15 protein-coding genes and 1 rRNA gene are annotated in these 16940 nt (G+C 60.8%); 11 read left to right on the top strand and 5 right to left on the bottom strand.

Annotated elements, in window-relative coordinates; translation table 11 throughout:
* Window positions 1–26: 26 nt before the first annotated feature.
* From KRX51_RS00080 to KRX51_RS00070, 3 genes are all read right to left on the bottom strand, one after another.
* A complete protein-coding gene (locus tag KRX51_RS00080; RefSeq protein WP_218360945.1) occupies window positions 27–938 on the bottom strand; it encodes a universal stress protein in 912 nt (303 codons plus the stop codon).
* A gap of 297 nt (window positions 939–1235) precedes the next feature.
* Window positions 1236–1724 carry a MarR family winged helix-turn-helix transcriptional regulator gene (locus tag KRX51_RS00075; protein ID WP_218360944.1) on the bottom strand — a complete coding sequence of 163 codons (489 nt, stop codon included), beginning with the start codon at window positions 1722–1724 and terminating at the stop codon, window positions 1236–1238.
* 410 nt (window positions 1725–2134) lie between these two features.
* Window positions 2135–3235: an inositol-3-phosphate synthase gene (locus KRX51_RS00070; RefSeq protein ID WP_218360943.1), complete on the bottom strand. Its 1101-nt coding sequence runs from the start codon at window positions 3233–3235 to the stop codon at window positions 2135–2137.
* Window positions 3236–3630: 395 nt separating this feature from the next.
* Here KRX51_RS00070 and KRX51_RS00065 point away from each other — a divergent pair, with 395 nt between their 5' ends.
* From KRX51_RS00065 to KRX51_RS00030, 8 genes are all read left to right on the top strand, one after another.
* The gene (locus tag KRX51_RS00065; protein WP_218362180.1) at window positions 3631–5796 is read left to right on the top strand and encodes a transglycosylase domain-containing protein; all 2166 of its coding nucleotides are present in this window, start codon (window positions 3631–3633) and stop codon (window positions 5794–5796) included.
* Window positions 5797–5816: 20 nt separating this feature from the next.
* A complete protein-coding gene (locus KRX51_RS00060) occupies window positions 5817–6017 on the top strand; it encodes a hypothetical protein (protein WP_218360942.1) in 201 nt (66 codons plus the stop codon).
* Window positions 6018–6140: 123 nt separating this feature from the next.
* A complete protein-coding gene (gene rpsF / locus KRX51_RS00055) occupies window positions 6141–6428 on the top strand; it encodes a 30S ribosomal protein S6 (protein WP_218360941.1) in 288 nt (95 codons plus the stop codon).
* Between the two features lie 39 nt (window positions 6429–6467).
* Window positions 6468–7016, top strand: coding sequence for a single-stranded DNA-binding protein (locus KRX51_RS00050; protein WP_218360940.1), 549 nt, complete (start codon window positions 6468–6470; stop codon window positions 7014–7016).
* A gap of 57 nt (window positions 7017–7073) precedes the next feature.
* The gene (rplI, locus tag KRX51_RS00045) at window positions 7074–7529 is read left to right on the top strand and encodes a 50S ribosomal protein L9 (RefSeq protein WP_218360939.1); all 456 of its coding nucleotides are present in this window, start codon (window positions 7074–7076) and stop codon (window positions 7527–7529) included.
* A gap of 642 nt (window positions 7530–8171) precedes the next feature.
* Window positions 8172–9650, top strand: coding sequence for a replicative DNA helicase (dnaB, locus tag KRX51_RS00040; RefSeq protein WP_218360938.1), 1479 nt, complete (start codon window positions 8172–8174; stop codon window positions 9648–9650).
* A gap of 91 nt (window positions 9651–9741) precedes the next feature.
* Complete coding sequence (locus tag KRX51_RS00035; protein ID WP_218360937.1) at window positions 9742–10833, top strand: acyltransferase family protein; 1092 nt, start codon at window positions 9742–9744, stop codon at window positions 10831–10833.
* Window positions 10830–11189, top strand: a complete 360-nt coding sequence (locus tag KRX51_RS00030; protein ID WP_218360936.1) for a co-chaperone YbbN — start codon at window positions 10830–10832, stop codon at window positions 11187–11189. The genes KRX51_RS00035 and KRX51_RS00030 overlap by 4 nt, the downstream gene beginning before the upstream one ends.
* Window positions 11190–11192: 3 nt before the next feature.
* Here the strand turns inward: KRX51_RS00030 and KRX51_RS00025 are convergent, their stop codons facing one another.
* Entirely contained in the window at window positions 11193–12272 is a 1080-nt protein-coding gene (locus tag KRX51_RS00025) for a serine hydrolase (RefSeq protein ID WP_218360935.1), read from the bottom strand.
* A gap of 243 nt (window positions 12273–12515) precedes the next feature.
* Here KRX51_RS00025 and KRX51_RS00020 point away from each other — a divergent pair, with 243 nt between their 5' ends.
* Window positions 12516–13280 carry a PspA/IM30 family protein gene (locus tag KRX51_RS00020; protein WP_218360934.1) on the top strand — a complete coding sequence of 255 codons (765 nt, stop codon included), beginning with the start codon at window positions 12516–12518 and terminating at the stop codon, window positions 13278–13280.
* An 88-nt stretch (window positions 13281–13368) separates the two neighbouring features.
* On the opposite strand, the gene KRX51_RS00015 is transcribed toward KRX51_RS00020, so the two are convergent.
* Complete coding sequence (locus KRX51_RS00015; RefSeq protein ID WP_218360933.1) at window positions 13369–14754, bottom strand: NYN domain-containing protein; 1386 nt, start codon at window positions 14752–14754, stop codon at window positions 13369–13371.
* Window positions 14755–14945: 191 nt separating this feature from the next.
* Here KRX51_RS00015 and KRX51_RS00010 point away from each other — a divergent pair, with 191 nt between their 5' ends.
* Together KRX51_RS00010 and KRX51_RS00005 are read left to right on the top strand one after the other, a co-directional pair.
* Window positions 14946–16136 carry an MFS transporter gene (locus KRX51_RS00010; protein ID WP_218360932.1) on the top strand — a complete coding sequence of 397 codons (1191 nt, stop codon included), beginning with the start codon at window positions 14946–14948 and terminating at the stop codon, window positions 16134–16136.
* 481 nt (window positions 16137–16617) lie between these two features.
* Window positions 16618–16940 (top strand): 16S ribosomal RNA (locus tag KRX51_RS00005); the annotation flags it as partial.

The raw sequence follows: 16940 nt of genomic DNA, 5'->3' as shown, positions 1-16940 counted from the left end.
CTGACCATACGCGGGTTGGCCGCGTTTTAGGCCGGAGTGATAAGCGTCGGCACGGTGAGGTAGCGCAGCAGCTGGTTGGTCGATGACCCAATGAACACCCGGCCAAATGGGCCCAGCGTGGAAGAACCGAGCACCATCAGGTCGCCCTTCTTCCACTTCACCGAGGCAACTGCGCCTTCCCAACCGTTACCGGAACCAACCTCAGTGTGGATTCGCAGGTCAGGGTGACGAGTTTGGGCGCGATCGCGGCCCCGGTCCAGTAGTCCCATCGCCTGCTCGTGCCACTCGACCATGAGGTCATCGGCGGTACCGAAATGGCCCGCATCGGGGTACATGGAGGCCCCCGAGGGGGTAAATGCCACCAGGCGCAGTGGAACTTCCCATGCCCGGGCTAGGTCAGCGGCTTTTTCTAAGGCGATATGTGACTGCGGAGTATCAATATAGCTGCAGGTAACGCGGGTGACGCCGCGCTTAGACAGGTGTGGTGTACCCGGCACTACTGCCAAAGGTTTCGGCGAGTAGTGCAGCATTGCGTCGGCGGCGGAACCGGCCCGGAAATGGCCTTCTGGCGCGTTGTGGTGGCTGCCCAGGACAATGAGGTCGGCGTTGAAATCCTCGGCCGCTCGGCAAATTTCGGCTGCTTCGGAGGTGGATTCGTAGATCAAGACCGGTTCGTCGGCAAGCGCTCCCTTGCGTAGACCAGCGTGTTTGGCGGCCTTGAGGATGTGCTTCCGGGTGGACTTGGTCAGTTCCTGCACCCAGGAATCGGTATCGCTGGTGCGGGCAAGTGAGGTCAACGGCCAGCCGCGGGCAATGATAGCCACGAACTGGATTTCGACCCGGCAGGTTTGTGCAAGCCAGGCGGCGAAGGTGAGATTTTCTTGGCCAGCGCCTCCAGGGCGCCACGCGACCGTGATACGGAGTTTGCGCGTGGTCATAGTGTCTCCTGGGCGGGTCTAGGGCGTGGAAATCGCCATCCGTGGGCTGCGGGGCAAAAGACCACGTCGTTATGTCCCAAAGCTGCTGGACACAACCGTGGTGTAACCAACAGTTTACTGACCGGTCGCACCATGTTGTAGTTGTGGGTACCAAAGTGAGTGCGGGACGGTTTCACCGTCCTCCCAGCGCACACCCAGAACACGCCGAAAACACACTAAAGCCGCCGCAGTCATAAGACGTGCGGCGGCACATAGTGCACAGAGCAACAACCACACCGTGCGGTGTAGTGGGCCGGTTTATTTGCCGTTGATTTCCTGCTCGACAACCTTGCCGTAGTTCTCCAGGATGGTGCGCATCACCGGGACGAGCTGCTCGCCCAGGGCCAGCTGCTCGGGATTCAGGGAGGCGAACATCGCGGCCATCTGCTCATCGCGTTCCTTGGTAACGCGAGCCAGTTCGGTGCGGCCCTTCTCAGTGAGTTCGACGCGAACGCCGCGGCGGTCCTTCGTGTCGCGGACGCGCTCAACCATGCCGGCGTCTTCGAGATGATGCACGGCATTGGAAGCGGTGGGCATCCGAATGGCCTCGGCCTCTGCGAGCTGGTTAATGCGGCAGGGGCCGATCTCGTGCAGGGTCATCATGATGGACAGCTGGGCTCGGCTCAGCTGTGACTCTTCAGAACGGCGACTGTAGAGAAGCTCCGCGCGGGTGAGCAACGGCCGTAGCTGCTGCGCCAAAGCGAGCGCATTGAGCTCGCTTTGATGAGCGGTGTTGGGATCAGTCATGTGACGAATCGTATCCGAAAGATAGGCCTGCTTGCCAGTGCAAAATAGTTCTAGGAAAACAGGTATTGATTCGACAATGGGATTGAGAAATACTCTCGCCATCCCGACGGCACGAACTTTGTCGAACCACGACACCCGATAGCGCCTATTCCTGCAGGAAAAGAATAAAAAATTTCGCCTAGCCTGCGCCCACGCGACAACGCAGCCCAACCAGCGCGGAGAAAAATCCGATACCCAGTCCCCTCCCCCGCCGCCCCGGCCGGGGGTAACGGGGGTAGCTCTGGGAGACCGAAGGTGGCTTCGAGAACCCACAAAACGGACGGGTCGAGACCGTACGCAAAACCCAAAAGGCGGCCCCGAAAGGCCGCCTTGGGACGCGAAAAAATTCCGCTGGTGTGAATTACACCGAATTACTCCGGGGTCGGCAGTTCGCCGCCGGCGATGAAGGTCTCCAGCTGAGTGCGGGCGACATCGTCGGCAAGCTGCTTCGGCGGGGACTTCATCAGGTAGGAAGCAGCCGGGTACACCGGGCCACCAACGCCGCGATCCAGGGCGATCTTCGCCGCGCGCAGCGCGTCAATGATGATGCCGGCAGAGTTCGGCGAATCCCACACCTCGAGCTTGTACTCCAGGTTCAACGGCACCTCGCCGAAAGCCTTGCCCTCAAGGCGGACATAAGCCCACTTGCGGTCATCGAGCCAGGCAACATAATCCGACGGGCCGATATGCACATTGCGGTCATCGATCAAGCCAGACAGCGGGCCGGTCAGGTTCGAGGTCACCGCCTGAGTCTTGGAGATCTTCTTCGACTCGAGGCGATCGCGCTCCAACATATTCTTGAAGTCCATATTGCCGCCCACATTGAGCTGCAAGGTGCGCTCAAGGCGAACGCCACGATCCTCGAAGAGCTTCGCCATCACGCGGTGGGTAATGGTCGCACCAACCTGGCTCTTAATATCGTCGCCAACAATCGGCACCCCAGCGTCGGTGAACTTCTTCGCCCACTCCGGGTCCGAGGCAATGAACACCGGCAGGGCGTTGACGAAGGCCACCCCGGCATCAATGGCGCACTGCGCGTAGAACTTATCGGCCTGCTCGGAACCGACCGGCAGGTAGGACACCAGCACGTCGACCTCGGCGTCCTTGAGCGCCTGCACCACGTCGACGGCCTCTTCCGAGGACTCCTCAATGGTCTCGCGGTAGTAGCGGCCCAGGCCATCCAGCGTCGGGCCGCGCTGCACGGTCACGCCGGTCTTAGGCACATCGGCAATCTCGATAGTGCAGTTTTCCGAGGCATCGATAGCGTCGGCCAGATCCAGGCCGACCTTCTTTGCATCAACATCAAAAGCGGCAACGAATTCCACATCAGAGATGTGGTAGTCGCCGAACTGCACGTGCATCAGACCCGGCACGGTGTCGTCCTTATTGGCATCTCGATAAAACTCGACGCCCTGGACCAGGGATGATGCACAGTTACCGACGCCGGCAATGGCTACGCGAATAGAACTCATGTGACTTTTCGTCTCCTTGACACTCTCGGGCACAACCGGAATCGGAGGACCCAGGAATATGACGCTATCTGTCGGGCGGGCTATCCGAGAAGTCAAGAACAGCCGCAACGAAGGTGAACCGATAAAGATGGCGCCACGGGACTTTCGCCGGTGTGGGAAGAAAAATCCTAGGCCCGAGGATCGTCTCTAGCGCAGCGAACTCGTATTCTGGAGAGTCAGTAATACATACGCCTAGATCAAACATGCGATGATTGGCGTATCCACCGCAGGTGAACATGGGAGACGGCGTGAGCAACGAACGGAGCAATGGTGCTGCCGGTAGTGACTTCGAGCCGCAGCACAGCGGCGCTGAGGATGTGTACTTCGATGCTGACGACGCGCGTGAAGAGGATCATATGAGTTCGACAGAGGCTACGGCCCAGCCATCAACGGGGTCCCGCAAGCAGTTATTCGCCTGGCTTGCGCTGGCCGTGGTGCTAGTCCTGCTCGCGCCCTTCGTCATTTTCGGTTTTTCCTACGCAGCTACTGATGTGCCCAGCCCAGAAGAGCTGGAAAATAACCAGATTGCTGTGATTTATGACCGCACTGGCGAAAACGAACTCGCCCGGATCGTGCCCGAGGCCGGCAACCGTGAGGCAATTGACCTCGACGAAGTGCCGGTACAGGTGCGCAATGCCGTGCTGGCCGCCGAGGACCGCGAGTTCTACACCAACCCCGGCTTCTCTATCAGCGGCTATGCCCGCGCTGCTTGGGGTGCGGTAACTGGTGACCGTTCTGCCGGCGGCGGTTCGACCATCACTCAGCAGTACGTCAAAAACGCCGTGGTCGGCAACGAGCGCACCCTGACTCGTAAGGCCAAAGAGCTGGTGATGGCGGCGAAGATGGCTCGCCAGTGGTCCAAGGACGAGATCCTTGAGGCCTACCTGAACACCATCTACTTCGGCCGCAATGCGTATGGCATCTCCGCTGCGGCCGAGGCCTACTTCGATAAGCCCATCAATGAGCTGTCCACCACTGAAGGTGCTGTGCTGGCCGCCTCGATTCAGCGCCCCTCGGCACTGGACCCGTGGACTAACCGCCCCGAGGCCGAACAGCGCTGGAATTACGTGCTCAACGGCATGGTCGAGATGGGTGTCCTCGACTCTAATGAGCGCTCCTCTATGAGCTACCCCGAAACCATTGACCCGGCCTCGGTGCCCGCCCCGGCACAGGTTGATGGTCCCGAGGGGTTGATCCGTAACCAGGTCATCTCGGAGCTTAACGACGAGGGCATCAGCGAAACCGAAGTCAACACCCAGGGCCTGCGGATCACCACCACCATCGACCCGACCGTGCAAAACGCTGCCCTTCAGGCGGTGGATAGCTACGTCGATAAGGACAATGGCCAGCGCTCCGCGGTGGTGTCCATTGACCCGACCAATGGTGCGGTGCGCGCCTACTACGGCGGTGATGACCCCAATGGTTGGGACTACGCCAACTCCGGGCTGCAGACCGGTTCGACATTCAAGATTTTCGCCCTGGCTGCGGCGCTCGACCAGGACATCCCCCTGTCCAAGATGTACAGCTCCGCTCCGGTGCAGACCGGCAACGTGACTGTCACCAACGTCGGTGGCGAAACCTGTGGCACCTGCCCTATTTCCGAGGCACTGCGGCGCTCCATGAACACCCCGTTCATCCGCCTGCAGAATGATCTGAAGCGCGGACCCGATGACACTGCCGCAATGGCGCACCGCCTCGGCGTTGCCGAGTCCATCCCCGGTGTGGGCAAGACTCTGGTCGAAGAAAACGGGCACACCCTCGAAGGCGTGACCCTGGGCCAGTACCAGACCCGCCCGCTGGATATGGCCTCCGGCTTGTCCACGCTGGTTGATAATGGCGTCTACCACAAGCCGCACTTTGTGCAGAAGGTGGAAACCAATACCGGTGAGGTGCTCCTCGACCGCGGCAAGGACCCGGTCAAGGGCGACCAGCGGGTCTCCAAGGCAGTGGCGACCAACGTCATCGACGCGATGAAGCCCATTGCGGCCTACTCCAACCAGGCGCTGTCTGGTGGCCGTCAGTCCGCAGCCAAGACCGGCACCACCCAGCTGGGCGATACTGGCTTGAATAAGGACGCCTGGATGATCGGTGCCACCCCGCAGTTGGCCACCGCAGTCTGGATGGGCATGGTTGACGGCTCCGCGCTGTACAACTCTTGGGGCGGCGTGATGTACGGCGCCCAGGGCCCGGGTTCCATCTGGAAGTACGTCATGGACAACGGGCTTATCGACGAAGATTTCGAGTCCTTCGACCGCCCGGAAGCTGTCGCGGGTCAGGCCGGCCGGCCGTCGTGGGGCGGCGGCACTGCCTATACCCCGCCGGCGACTACTGTCGCCCCGGAGCCGGAGACCACCGAGTCCACCCCCGAGCCTGCTCCTGTGGAGCCAGCCGAGCCCGTCGTGCCGGGACTGCCTGAGATCCCCGGTTTGCCGATTCCGGGCCTGCCCGGCGGTGATGGCGGCGGTGATGGCGGCGGTGGTGCCGGAGATGGTGGCGGCGCCCCTGAAGGCGGCGGCCAGTAACCAGGATTAGTTAGCGGCGAATGAGAAGCTCCATGGACATGTGGATGTTTGTGACCATGGGGTGCGTGCTCGTGGGATTCCTCATGTTTGGCGGCTCCTTCGCCGCTTTCATGTATGGACGATCACGCACTCTGGTGTGGGGTCTCGCGCTGGGTGCGATGGTGTTATGCACCATCATTCCCACCACTATTGCGGTGTTGTGGGGTGCCCGCGGAGGCTAAGGATTAGTCGGACAACCCGGACGTGGGCTACCATGTCCGGGTTGCTTGACGCAACGACCCTCCTGCTGCGGCGACGTGCTGCAGCCGATTCCAATTACTAGACCATAGGAGGTGATGAGGTCCGTGCGTCACTATGAAGTCATGATCATCCTCGACCCGTCGATTGATGAACGCACTGCAGGCCCGTCCCTAGAGAAGTTCCTCGACGTTGTCCGTAAGGACAAGGGTGAGGTCACCAAGGTGGACATCTGGGGCAAGCGCCATCTGGCCTACCCCATTGAGAAGAAGAACGAGGGCGTCTACGCCGTCGTCGAGCTCAACTGCGAGCCGGACACCGTCAAGGAGATGGACCGCCGACTCAACCTGACCGATTCCGTTCTGCGCACCAAGGTGCTGCGCGGAGATCGCTAGGACCCGGAGCAACCAGGTCCGCCCCACAGGAGCGAAAATATGGCACAGGGAGAAACCCCCATCACTTTGATTGGCAACGTCGTTGCCGATCCTGAGCTTCGCTACACCTCTTCTGGTGTCGCGGTTAGTAACTTCCGCGTGGCATCCACGCCGCGCGTATTTGATAAGCAGTCCAACCAGTGGACTGACGGTGAGGCACTATTCCTCACCTGCAACTGCTGGCGGGACATGGCTGAGAATGTGATGGAGACCTTGAGTAAGGGCACGCGCGTTATCGTGTCGGGCCGCTTGCGCCAGCGCTCCTACGAAACGCGGGACGGCGAACGTCGTACCGTGTTCGAGATTGAAGCCGAAGATGTCGGCCCCTCGTTGAAGTTCGCTTCTGCTCAGGTCAACCGCAACCCCCGTGGTGGCGGCAATAACCAGAGCTATGGCGGCAACCAGGGCGGCAATTTCGGCGGTAATCGTGGCGGCGGTCAGGGTGGAAACCAGGGCGGCAACTTTGGCGGCAATCAGCCGACTGAGGACCCTTGGAATTCCGCACCCAGCTCCGGTGGTTTTGACGGCGGCGACGAGCCCCCGTTCTAAACCAACTGAGCCACCCACTTTTTTGACCAACAGACATTCACCCGAAAGGCAGGGATCATGAAGCTGATCCTCACCGCCGCTGTTGACCACCTCGGTGTCGCTGGCGACATCGTCGAGGTTAAGCCCGGCTATGGACGTAACTACCTGCTTCCGCGCGGTCTGGCGATTGTCGCCACTCCCGGTGCGGAGAAGCAGGTCGAGGGCATTCGTCGTGCCCAGGAGGCTCGCGAAATCCGCGACCTCGATCATGCTCGCGAAGTTAAGAACACTCTGGACGGCCTGGAGAACGTTTCCGTCTCCGTCCGCGCAGCAGAAAACGGCAAGCTCTTCGGCTCCGTTTCCGCAGGCGATATTGCCGAGGCCATTCGTGAGGCCTCCAACCAGGCAGTTGACAAGCGCGCCGTTGAACTGGCCCCTGGCCAGATCAAGTCTCTCGGCTCGCACACCGTTGACATCGCACTGCACCCGCAGATCACGGCTCACGTTTCCGTGAAGGTCGTCGCCGCCTCCTAAGAGGCCGGCATAGACGGCGGCTAGTACAGCTAGCCCACAGACAACAGCACACCCCGGGGCTCCGGGCGTCAGAAATGACGCCAGGGGCCCCGTGGTGTATCTGCTTAACCGACCCCTGCCAGGTAGTTTCAAACGGCTACACACCGGTGTGCGCAGGGGGGTTGACAAACCCCGATCCCATAGTGGACAACCACTGTGGAAAAACTGTGGGTAACTGGTTCTGAGTTTGTGCTGTTCACGACCATTTGGTGAACATAAGGTTCAACCAAAGGTTAATCCGTATCTGTTGGGACGTGTGTACGAATGGCATTCGCAATTGCGGTTTTGATCACACTCCCCGGCCAAAAATAGCCTCCTACCTGCACAGATGATGAGTTCATGCAGGTCGCGGGGGTGAGTGTTGCGCCCGCCAGGCGCCGCCGTCGGCAAGCGACCTGGGCATTCATCAGTTGTTCACACAACGCCCCAAGGTTGTCCACAAAACTGTCCACACCGACTGTGGATAACTTCGGGGAAAACTGGGGAAAGCTCTCCGCGCCATCCCCACCCGAACGCAGTAGACCACCACGAAATGGCTAGCATGGACGCCCTAAGGCACCACGGGCGAAACCACCGCCATACCAAGAAAAGGGAACACCGGAAATGACGAGCCCAGGAAGTAGTCGGCCATTCGACGGCCCCGATTACACCGGCAGCAACTACGCCGACGTTCCACCGCCACCAGAAGACTCCGGCTACCCACACGACGACTACAGCAGCGCCCCACGCCCCGGTGCCGGCGGCTCCACTAACTTCGACCGCCGACCACCGCACAATATCGAAGCCGAACAGGCCGTACTCGGCGGAATGCTGCTCAGTGACTCCGTAGTCGCCGACGTGTACTCACTGGTCAAGGCCGAGGATTTCTACCGGCCCGCACACCAGGCCATCTACAACGCGATCATCGCCACCTACGGTGACTCCGCCCAAACCGACCCGCTGCTCGTCGCCAACCGACTGGAAAAATCCGGCGACCTGGAACGCATCGGCGGCGCACCATACCTGCACACACTCACCGCCATGGTGCCCACCGCGGCCAACGCGCACTACTACGCGCGCATCGTCGCAGAGAAATCCCTTATCCGCCGCCTCGTCGACGCCGGCACCCGCATTGTCCAAATGGGCTACGCAGGCCAAGAAGATACCGAGGCCGAAAAATTAGTCGACGCCGCCCAACAGGAACTTTTTGACCTCACCGGCGCGGAGCAAGCCGACGACTACGCCCGCATGGAAGACCTGCTAGAGCCGACAATGCTCGAGCTGCGCTCCATCGAACAAGACGGCGGCCTGGCCCACGGTGTCCCCACCGGCTTCGTTGACCTCGATAACGTCACCAATGGCCTACACCCCGGGCAGATGATCATTATCGCCGCGCGCCCTGGTGTGGGTAAGTCCACGCTGGCCATCGACTTCATGCGCGCCGCATCCATCCACCACGGCAAAACCTCCGTCATCTTCTCCCTGGAGATGTCGAAGTCCGAGATCATGATGCGCATCCTTTCGGCAGAAGCGAAGGTCAAACTGGCCAATATGCGCGCCGGCAGGATGACCGAAACTGAATGGAGCCGCCTCGTCGAGGGACTGGGGAAGTGGAGCGAAGCGAATCTCTTCATTGATGACTCGCCGAACCTCACCATGATGGAGATCCGCTCCAAAGCCCGGCAGCTCAAACGCGAACACGACCTCGACCTCATCGTGGTGGACTACCTGCAGCTGATGAGCTCCGGCAAAAAGGTCGAATCACGTCAGCAGGAGGTCGCCGAGTTCTCCCGAAACCTCAAGCTCATGGCCAAGGAGCTCGAGGTGCCGGTTATCGCCATCTCCCAGCTCAACCGTGGCCCGGAGACCCGAACTGATAAGCGCCCCCAGATCGCCGACCTTCGTGAGTCCGGTTCGCTGGAGCAGGACGCCGATATCGTGCTGCTGCTCTACCGGCCCAGCTCTCAGCCCGGTGAAGATGAAAGCGAGTCGCCAGATGCGGACATCATCATCGCCAAGCACCGCGGTGGACCGCTGACAACAGTGCGGGTGGTCGCACAGCTCAATATGTCCCGTTTCGTCAGCGCCAGCCCCGACCCCTAGGCCGGTTCTTAAAAAACGCGGGGGAGCGGGTAGTCTATTCGCGCGCTGTTGCTGCTGGTGACTGAGTGATGCGACAACCGAGGAGATGCCTGTGCCCCGTTCCATTACGCCTTCCCGCGCCTCGGCGGCTAACGGAATCCGTTATGGCCGGGTGCAGTGGGTTGATGCTGCAAAAGGTATCTGTATCGTCCTCGTGGTCGTCGGGCACGCCATCACCGTGTTGCAAAACCACGGCTATGAACCCGGGGTGTGGGCGACAATTAACCTCACCCTCGGCCCAGTCCGGATGCCACTGTTCTTCTTGTGCTCCGGCCTATTCGCCGCCAAAGCGCTTTCCGAATCCTGGCCCAAGCTCGCGGACCGGCGCATTTGGGTAATGGTCTGGCTCTACGTGGTGTGGGTGCCGCTGCGAGAGATCTGGATGGCAGCCATCCCAGAAACCCAAGTGACCGACTCCGGCGCCCAGGCCCCACCCATCGCCGACCCCAGCAGCTGGCTGCCCATGCTCGGCCGGATGGCCCACGCCGCCTACGAGCCCACCGGCTACCTGTGGTTCCTCTACGCCCTGGGGCTCTACGCGGTGTTGTCGAAGCTATGTCAGAACGTGCACCCGCTGATCCAAATCGGTGTCGCTGCGGTAGTCAATATCGTTTCCCCATTCTCTGGGCACAGCTGGACCTGGGCATTTATCACCCAGATGTACGTCTTCTACCTCATCGGCATGTACGCCGCCCCGTGGATTTTCGCCATGGCGCGCCGCCGCAATATATGGCTCACCCTGGGGTCACTGGCCGCCTATATCGCCGCCGTGGCGTACATCCTGACGCACTTTAACAATTTCAACGAAGCCAATATTGGCCCGGTGCGCTTCACCATGGCCCTCGTTGGCCTCGTCGCTGTCATTAATGTCATTGCGATGTTTGAGGGCACCATCGTCATCGAACCGTTTAACCGACTCGGTTCACGCACCCTGCCGATCTTTTTGATGCACATCCCGATGATGACGGTCATCATCTTCCTGCTGAACCTGGTGCTGTCTGCGGACCCAGGCCTGCCGTGGCAGCCGGTTATTCTCGCCCTGATGGGCATCGCCGGCTGCCTGAGCCTGCATAGCGTATTGATGAAACGCGGTGGCCGGTGGCTGTTTAAACGCCCGGCCTGGACTCATTTCGCTAAGGCATGAGCACCGTAGCGCTCACCGAGGACACCTTCGCCCAGGGCATTGCCGACGGTGTTGTGCTTGTCGACGTATGGGGCTCTGGGTGCATCCCGTGCCGCCAGTTCCACCCGATTTTCGAGGACGCCGCCCAGCGGCATCCCGACGCTACCTTCGCCACCCTATTCGCCGACGACAACCTGAACCTCGTTGGCGCATTGCGGGTCAATACCGTACCCACAGTGCTGGTTTTCCGCGACGGGGTGCTGGTCTACCGGCATTGTGGCCTGATTAAAGGCGCGGCGCTCGATGAGCTGGTAGCCCAGGTCAGTGCCCTGGATATGGATGAGGTCCGCCGCGGCCTTCATCAGGACGGGCGCTAACCACTAGGACCGGCGGATAAACCAGCCCAGCCCAAAACCGATCGCCGCGGCAGCAAGAGCACCCAGGACGGCCAGTGCCACCGGGATGCCGCCACCGTCGGAAAGCTGCTTCGTCTCCGCAGCCTGGGGCATATCTTCCGGGTCGACGGGCTGGCGCCTCTGCGCGGCATTTTCGGCCTGGTAGGCGCCGGTACCGCTGACTACCGTGCGGATCGCGTCGGTGAGGTCATTGGGATTGTTCACACCGGTGGTTAACACGGCAATAGTGAAGCGCTGGTCCTCGCCGAAAAAACCGGCGGTAGTGCGGCGCGACGGGTCCACCCAGCCGTTTTTCTGGCCGACGAGCTCCTCCGGCATCGCCGCGCGGATACCGATGTCCTGGTTCATCGCCCCATAGGAGTACTTCGGCACCGAGATCAGCAGGCGCTTATAGTAATCAGTTTCCTCCCGGGAAAGACCACCGCGGCCATCGAGAATGCCGTCGAAAAACCGGCACATATCTTCCGGAGTGCTCTTCACCAGGGTCCACAGGCCACCGGAGGTGGTGTCGGGGAGGTCGTAGCGTTTCGCCGCATTATCAATAATTTCGGAGCGGCCATAGGTGTCCCACAGCCGGGTAGTGGCGTCATTATCGGACAGGCGGATCATGCGGTCGCGCAGCTCAGCCTCCGGCTCCGCGGAAACCGGCATCTCGCCGACGCCCTGGGCGATACCGTTTTTAGGTGGATCGTAAACCTGGTAACCGATCGTCTCCGCGATGAACACCTTCGCCAGGCTGGCCAGGGTGAACTGCTGCGCACCGTGCTTATTGGACACCATGGTGTTTGTCGCCCGGTCCAGAATCGCAATGCCGATCACGTCGCCACGTTTCTGGAAATCCTCGGTGACCTCGGTCATGTGCTTCCGCATCAGGGCGTAGTCCACCGGCGGGACGTCCTCGTCGGGAAGCACCGCCCACGGGGCAGGTTTCGGCGCACGCGGGGCAGTAGTGGGCGGCGGAACCGACTTCTTAGTGGGCTTCGGCTTCTTTTTCCCCGAGGTTTTCTTCGCCTTCGACGAGCTCGGCTGTTTTTCAGCGGCCACTGTCTGTGCTGGTGTAGCACTATAAGCATGACTGGGCAGCGCCGCGGCGGGGGTACTAGCGACTGGCAACAAAAGCAGTGCTGCTGTGGTGGCAACACAACCTGCGACGCTGTTCCGCGGAAAGTCCATGAGCAATGATGCTACAACGCCGCCTATCCGGTGCACAGGCCCGACGCGGCGTACACAAACCCGTAGCATGGTGTGCACATACGCAGCCGCTAATCAGACTCCGAGGAGACTGCAATGCCCAATCCGTTCAGTAAGGGCTGGAAGTACCTGATGTCGTCGTTCGATAAGTCGATCGAGGACAATGCCGACCCGAAGGTGCAGATCCACCAGGCCGCGGAGGCTGCCCGCGAGCAGCATCGCCAGATCCAGCAGCAAGCAGCGACGATTATCGGCAACCGCAACCAGCTGGAAATCCGGATGAGCAAGCTTGGTGAGCAGCGCGACACCCTCGGGGCCAATGCCCGCGCCGCGCTGAAACAGGCCGAAAAAGCGCGTGCCGACGGTGACGAAAACCGCGCCCAGGAGCTCGAATCCACCGCTGAGGGCATCGCCACCCAGTTGGTGACCGTGGAACAAGAGCTGGAAAATACCGCCGAGGCGCATCAGCGGGCCAGCCGCGCCGCCGAGGATGCCCAAGCTCAGGCCCGCCGTTCGGAGCAGGAGTACCAGCAACTCTCAGAAACAATCCGGGACCTGGAAGCTAAAGCCGACCAGGCCAAGATGCAGGAAACTGCGGCCAAAGCGATGGATGGGATCAACGCGCCGGGCCATGACCCATCGGTGCCGACCCTTGACGATGTGCGGCACAAGATCGAGTCCCGCTACGCCAACGCCTTGGGCGCCCAGGAGTTGGCCGAGAATTCTGCCGACGACACCATGGCGCAGATCGAATCAGCCAGCACCGATATGCGTGCTAGCGCCAAGCTTTCAGAGATTCGCGCGCAACTCGAACGTGATTCAGCCGGGGAGCTCGAAGCCGGCGAGGACGATCCGAAATAACACCAAACGGGCCACGGACAGCGACGTCCGTGGCCCGTTAGATGCGCCCGGTTGGCGGCCCGTTGGATGCGGGCGGTGGTGACTGTGATTAGTCGCGGCCGTCCAGGGGATTGCGTCGCGCCAGCAGCAGCGCCCGGATTCCGGCGTGGAAACCATCGCGCAGGTTCACCCGCTGCGTTTCGGTGAGCGTGTACTCGTGCAGCGTCGAGCAGGCGAACTGCAAAAGCGGACGATCGATCTCCGGGGGCAGGCCGCCACCAGAAAGCAAGTGCGCCTCATCGCGCTGCGTTTCGGTGGCAGCGGCATCGAACCACCAATTTGCGTACTGTTTGCCCACCTCAAACGGGGTCTGGAAACCAGATTCCATCCACACCTCATTCGGGAAGGGGACATAACGCGACCGCAGTTTCCGGCGCGGGGCCATCATCGACGGATTCGGTCGGGCCCCTGCAGCAGCACCTGGGGTCGGGCCGGGAATCGGGCCCGGCTTGGGTTTCTCCTCCTTAGCGGCGCTGTTATCCGCAGTGGCTGAGGTGGTTTCAGCGGGGTCTTCGCCCTCATTTACCGGAGCGGCAGTGCCCTCTTGCCTAGGTGAATGTGAAGGTTGTTCGACCTGTTCGGGCGATATTTCGCTCGGGGTGTCGGCCGGTTTTGGCTCCTCGCCTGGCTTATCCGCAGCAGCTGGCGTTGGCTCAGGCTGAGCCGGCGCGGTGGGCGGGGCCGGAGTGGCGGCGGCATCGGTGCCCGCATCGCAGCTGTCGCCGTCGGAAAGCGAAGACTGCTGTGCTGGCTCGGCGGACTGCTCCGCAGTTGTGGTCTCCGATCCCGGCGGAGTGCGTCGGGTATCGGGAACCGGGGCGGCATCGAGTTGCTCTGGGGGAGTGGCGTCCCCGATTGGTTTCGGCGGCACCGCCGGCGGCAGCGGCCCCTCTAGCACGTTGAGCTGCATACACTCGGCGAAGTCTTCGCGCGGGTCGAGGATTGTTGTCGTATCGCAGGCATACCGCAGCGCCGAGGACATGGAATCCCAGCCGAAGCCGTACAGGTGTACCCGGGTACCAGCGTCGGAAGCCGCATGGACTCCCGGCAGCATGTCCGCATCACCAGAAACCAGCACAATATCCGAGGCCAGGCCCTTCATTGCGGCGGTCACCATATCTGCCACAAGCAGCGTGTCCACGCCCTTTTGGGTGCGCCGATCACCCCACTCGATGAGCTGGCCGGCACGCAGCCGAACCCCGTCGAGGGTGCGCAGTTGGCGCTGGTAACGATGCGGCCCCGATTCTGGGATGCCGTCGTACCAGTTTTGCCGTTGGACAGGTTGATTAACTTGCTGCGAGGTCATTCGGTCGAGAATCCGAACAACTTCGCGGAGGTCGATTTCTAATTGGCCACGGGCCCCGGTCTCCCACGAGTTATAAAAGCTCGCAAGTAGATAGGACGTGTCGACGTACACCAATGTTCGTTCAAGCATGGGCTCCTTCAATTCCGGACTCACATGTTCCCTAATTTGATTCGTTGTGTGATCCAGGATGCACGAATTAGCTCTGCTCGTGTCCCATTGGGCGGGTTGGTCTGAGCGCGAGAGGTCCCGCTTGGGCTACTAGCATGGCGGTCGTTGCCGGTCACGCCCGGAATCCGCATTGAGGGAGGTTGCGCCCACCGATGAAAACTTGGTTCGTGCGGCTTGTAGCAGTCAGCGTCTTTGCCCAAGCTGTGTTCAATGGCGGGCGCGTGTTGCTTAGTTACCGGGTGCTTGCATTTGGTGGCGACGCGGAACTTATCGGCTGGTTTACCGCGGTGTTTTCCCTTATGCCGCTGCTTATTGCGCTGCCCGCTGGTCGCCGAGCCGACACCGGTCATGCCCCTGGGGTGATGCGCCTGGGGCTTATTGCCACTCTTATTGCGCCGGTTGTGATGGCAGCCTCAACTGGGTTGTGGATGTTGTTGGCCGGCTATGCGGCGCTGGGGTGTGCGCACATGCTCACCCTCATTGCCGCGCAGGGCATGGTGGCCCATTTGCGCAGTACGGCCCGTGGCATGGATTCGCTTTTCGCATACTTCACGCTCGGCATCTCCGCGGGCCAGTTGTTTGGCATCATTTTTTCCGGCTGGATTGCCGCACAGCATCAAGGCGAGCAGGTTGTTGACACCACCCCGGCGCTGATTGCCCTGGTGGGGCTCGCGGCGCTGACGGTGGTGTTGGGGTGGCGGCATGCAGGAGCTTTCCGACGCTATGTGCGCGCCGAGGAAAAAACCGCGGACACCCCGGACCACGAGGGCGCGCTGTCGATCCTGAAACACCGGGGAATGAGTTCTGCGATGTTCGCCGCAATCACGGTGATTGTGGCGATTGACCTGTTGACGGCCTATATGCCGGTGCTTGGCGCGGAGCTGGGTCTTTCGGTGGGGGCGGTGACGATGATCCTGGCGGCGCGGTCTGGGTTCGCGATGATCTCGCGGGCTTTTATGCCTCGGATTACGGCGTCGTTGCCGCGTGACATGGTGCTTATTGTGTCGATTGTGGTGGGTGCTGCGGCGCTGGTGGCGATGCCGTGGTTGACCACTGCGGTGGCTTTGACCTGCGCGACTGCGGTGTGTGGCTTTACCTGGGGGCTTGTGATGCCAATGACGATGACGTGGGTGTCGTCTTTGGTGCATGAGCAAGACCGTGCGTTGGCGTTGTCGGTGCGGTTGATGGGTAACCGGCTTGCTCAGGTCGTGTTGCCGCCAGTGGCGGGTATTGGTGCCGGCGTTATTGGTGCTGGCTCGGTTTTTGCGATGTCAGGAATCTTGATGGCCTGTGCTGGAGCCACGACGGTGTTGGCGAAGAAGCAAGGCACTTTGACGCGTTAGTTAATCCGCCATTTTCAGGCCGTGTGCTGGGGATTTGGTGTGGTGTGGTGGGTGTGTGTAGTGTTTCCGGAGTCAGCGAGACAGACAGCCGGTGGCCGAGAGGTTACGGATTGTTGGTTTTGCTGGTGTGGGGGAGAGCGAGAAAATTTTTTTTTCGGTGGTTGATTTGACTGCTGTGGAGAAGATGTTCTAAGCTTTCCTGTTGCTGCTGAAAAACGGCCTGTGGTGGTTGTTGGTCAGTGTGCGCGTGTTGTGTGAGAACTCGATAGTGTGCCGATGTACTAATTTTTTTTGTGTGCATTGCTGGTTGCGTGCCCTTTTTTTGGGTGTGTGGTTGGTGGTGTGCGCGTTGGGTGCCTGCCCGCTCCCCGTGTGTGGTGGGTGCCTTTTTTGGAAATGCCAGACCGGCTGGCGCCTGCTTTGTGTGGGTGTTGGTTGGTGTGTTGTTTTTGCTAGGTTTTGGCTTTCTGCTGAAAGTTTTTTTGTGGAGAGTTTGATCCTGGCTCAGGACGAACGCTGGCGGCGTGCTTAACACATGCAAGTCGAACGGTAAGGCCTCAAGCTTGCTTGGGGTACACGAGTGGCGAACGGGTGAGTAACACGTGGGTGACCTGCCCTGCACTCTGGGATAAGCCTGGGAAACTGGGTCTAATACCGGATAGGACCAATCATTGTGGTGGTTGGTGGAAAGTTTTTTCGGTGCAGGATGGGCCCGCGGCCTATCAGCTTGTTGGTGGGGTAATGGCCTACCAAGGCGGCGACGGGTAGCCGGCCTGAGAGGGTGGACGGCCACATTGGGACTGA

Origin of the sequence: Corynebacterium sp. TAE3-ERU12, assembly GCF_019209905.1 — a bacterium.
Classification (GTDB): Bacteria; Actinomycetota; Actinomycetes; order Mycobacteriales; family Mycobacteriaceae; genus Corynebacterium.
This window is presented reverse-complemented; position numbering and strand designations above follow the sequence as displayed.

Excerpts from the sequence above, each read along its gene's own strand:
- KRX51_RS00080 (WP_218360945.1), bottom strand. The coding sequence starts at position 938 with ATGACCACGCGCAAACTCCGTATCACGGTCGCGTGGCGCCCTGGAGGC.
- KRX51_RS00075 (WP_218360944.1), bottom strand. The coding sequence starts at position 1,724 with ATGACTGATCCCAACACCGCTCATCAAAGCGAGCTCAATGCGCTCGCT.
- KRX51_RS00070 (WP_218360943.1), bottom strand. The coding sequence starts at position 3,235 with ATGAGTTCTATTCGCGTAGCCATTGCCGGCGTCGGTAACTGTGCATCA.
- KRX51_RS00065 (WP_218362180.1), top strand. The coding sequence starts at position 3,631 with ATGAGTTCGACAGAGGCTACGGCCCAGCCATCAACGGGGTCCCGCAAG.
- KRX51_RS00060 (WP_218360942.1), top strand. The coding sequence starts at position 5,817 with ATGAGAAGCTCCATGGACATGTGGATGTTTGTGACCATGGGGTGCGTG.
- KRX51_RS00050 (WP_218360940.1), top strand. The coding sequence starts at position 6,468 with ATGGCACAGGGAGAAACCCCCATCACTTTGATTGGCAACGTCGTTGCC.
- rplI (WP_218360939.1), top strand. The coding sequence starts at position 7,074 with ATGAAGCTGATCCTCACCGCCGCTGTTGACCACCTCGGTGTCGCTGGC.
- dnaB (WP_218360938.1), top strand. The coding sequence starts at position 8,172 with ATGACGAGCCCAGGAAGTAGTCGGCCATTCGACGGCCCCGATTACACC.
- KRX51_RS00030 (WP_218360936.1), top strand. The coding sequence starts at position 10,830 with ATGAGCACCGTAGCGCTCACCGAGGACACCTTCGCCCAGGGCATTGCC.
- KRX51_RS00020 (WP_218360934.1), top strand. The coding sequence starts at position 12,516 with ATGCCCAATCCGTTCAGTAAGGGCTGGAAGTACCTGATGTCGTCGTTC.
- KRX51_RS00015 (WP_218360933.1), bottom strand. The coding sequence starts at position 14,754 with ATGCTTGAACGAACATTGGTGTACGTCGACACGTCCTATCTACTTGCG.
- KRX51_RS00010 (WP_218360932.1), top strand. The coding sequence starts at position 14,946 with ATGAAAACTTGGTTCGTGCGGCTTGTAGCAGTCAGCGTCTTTGCCCAA.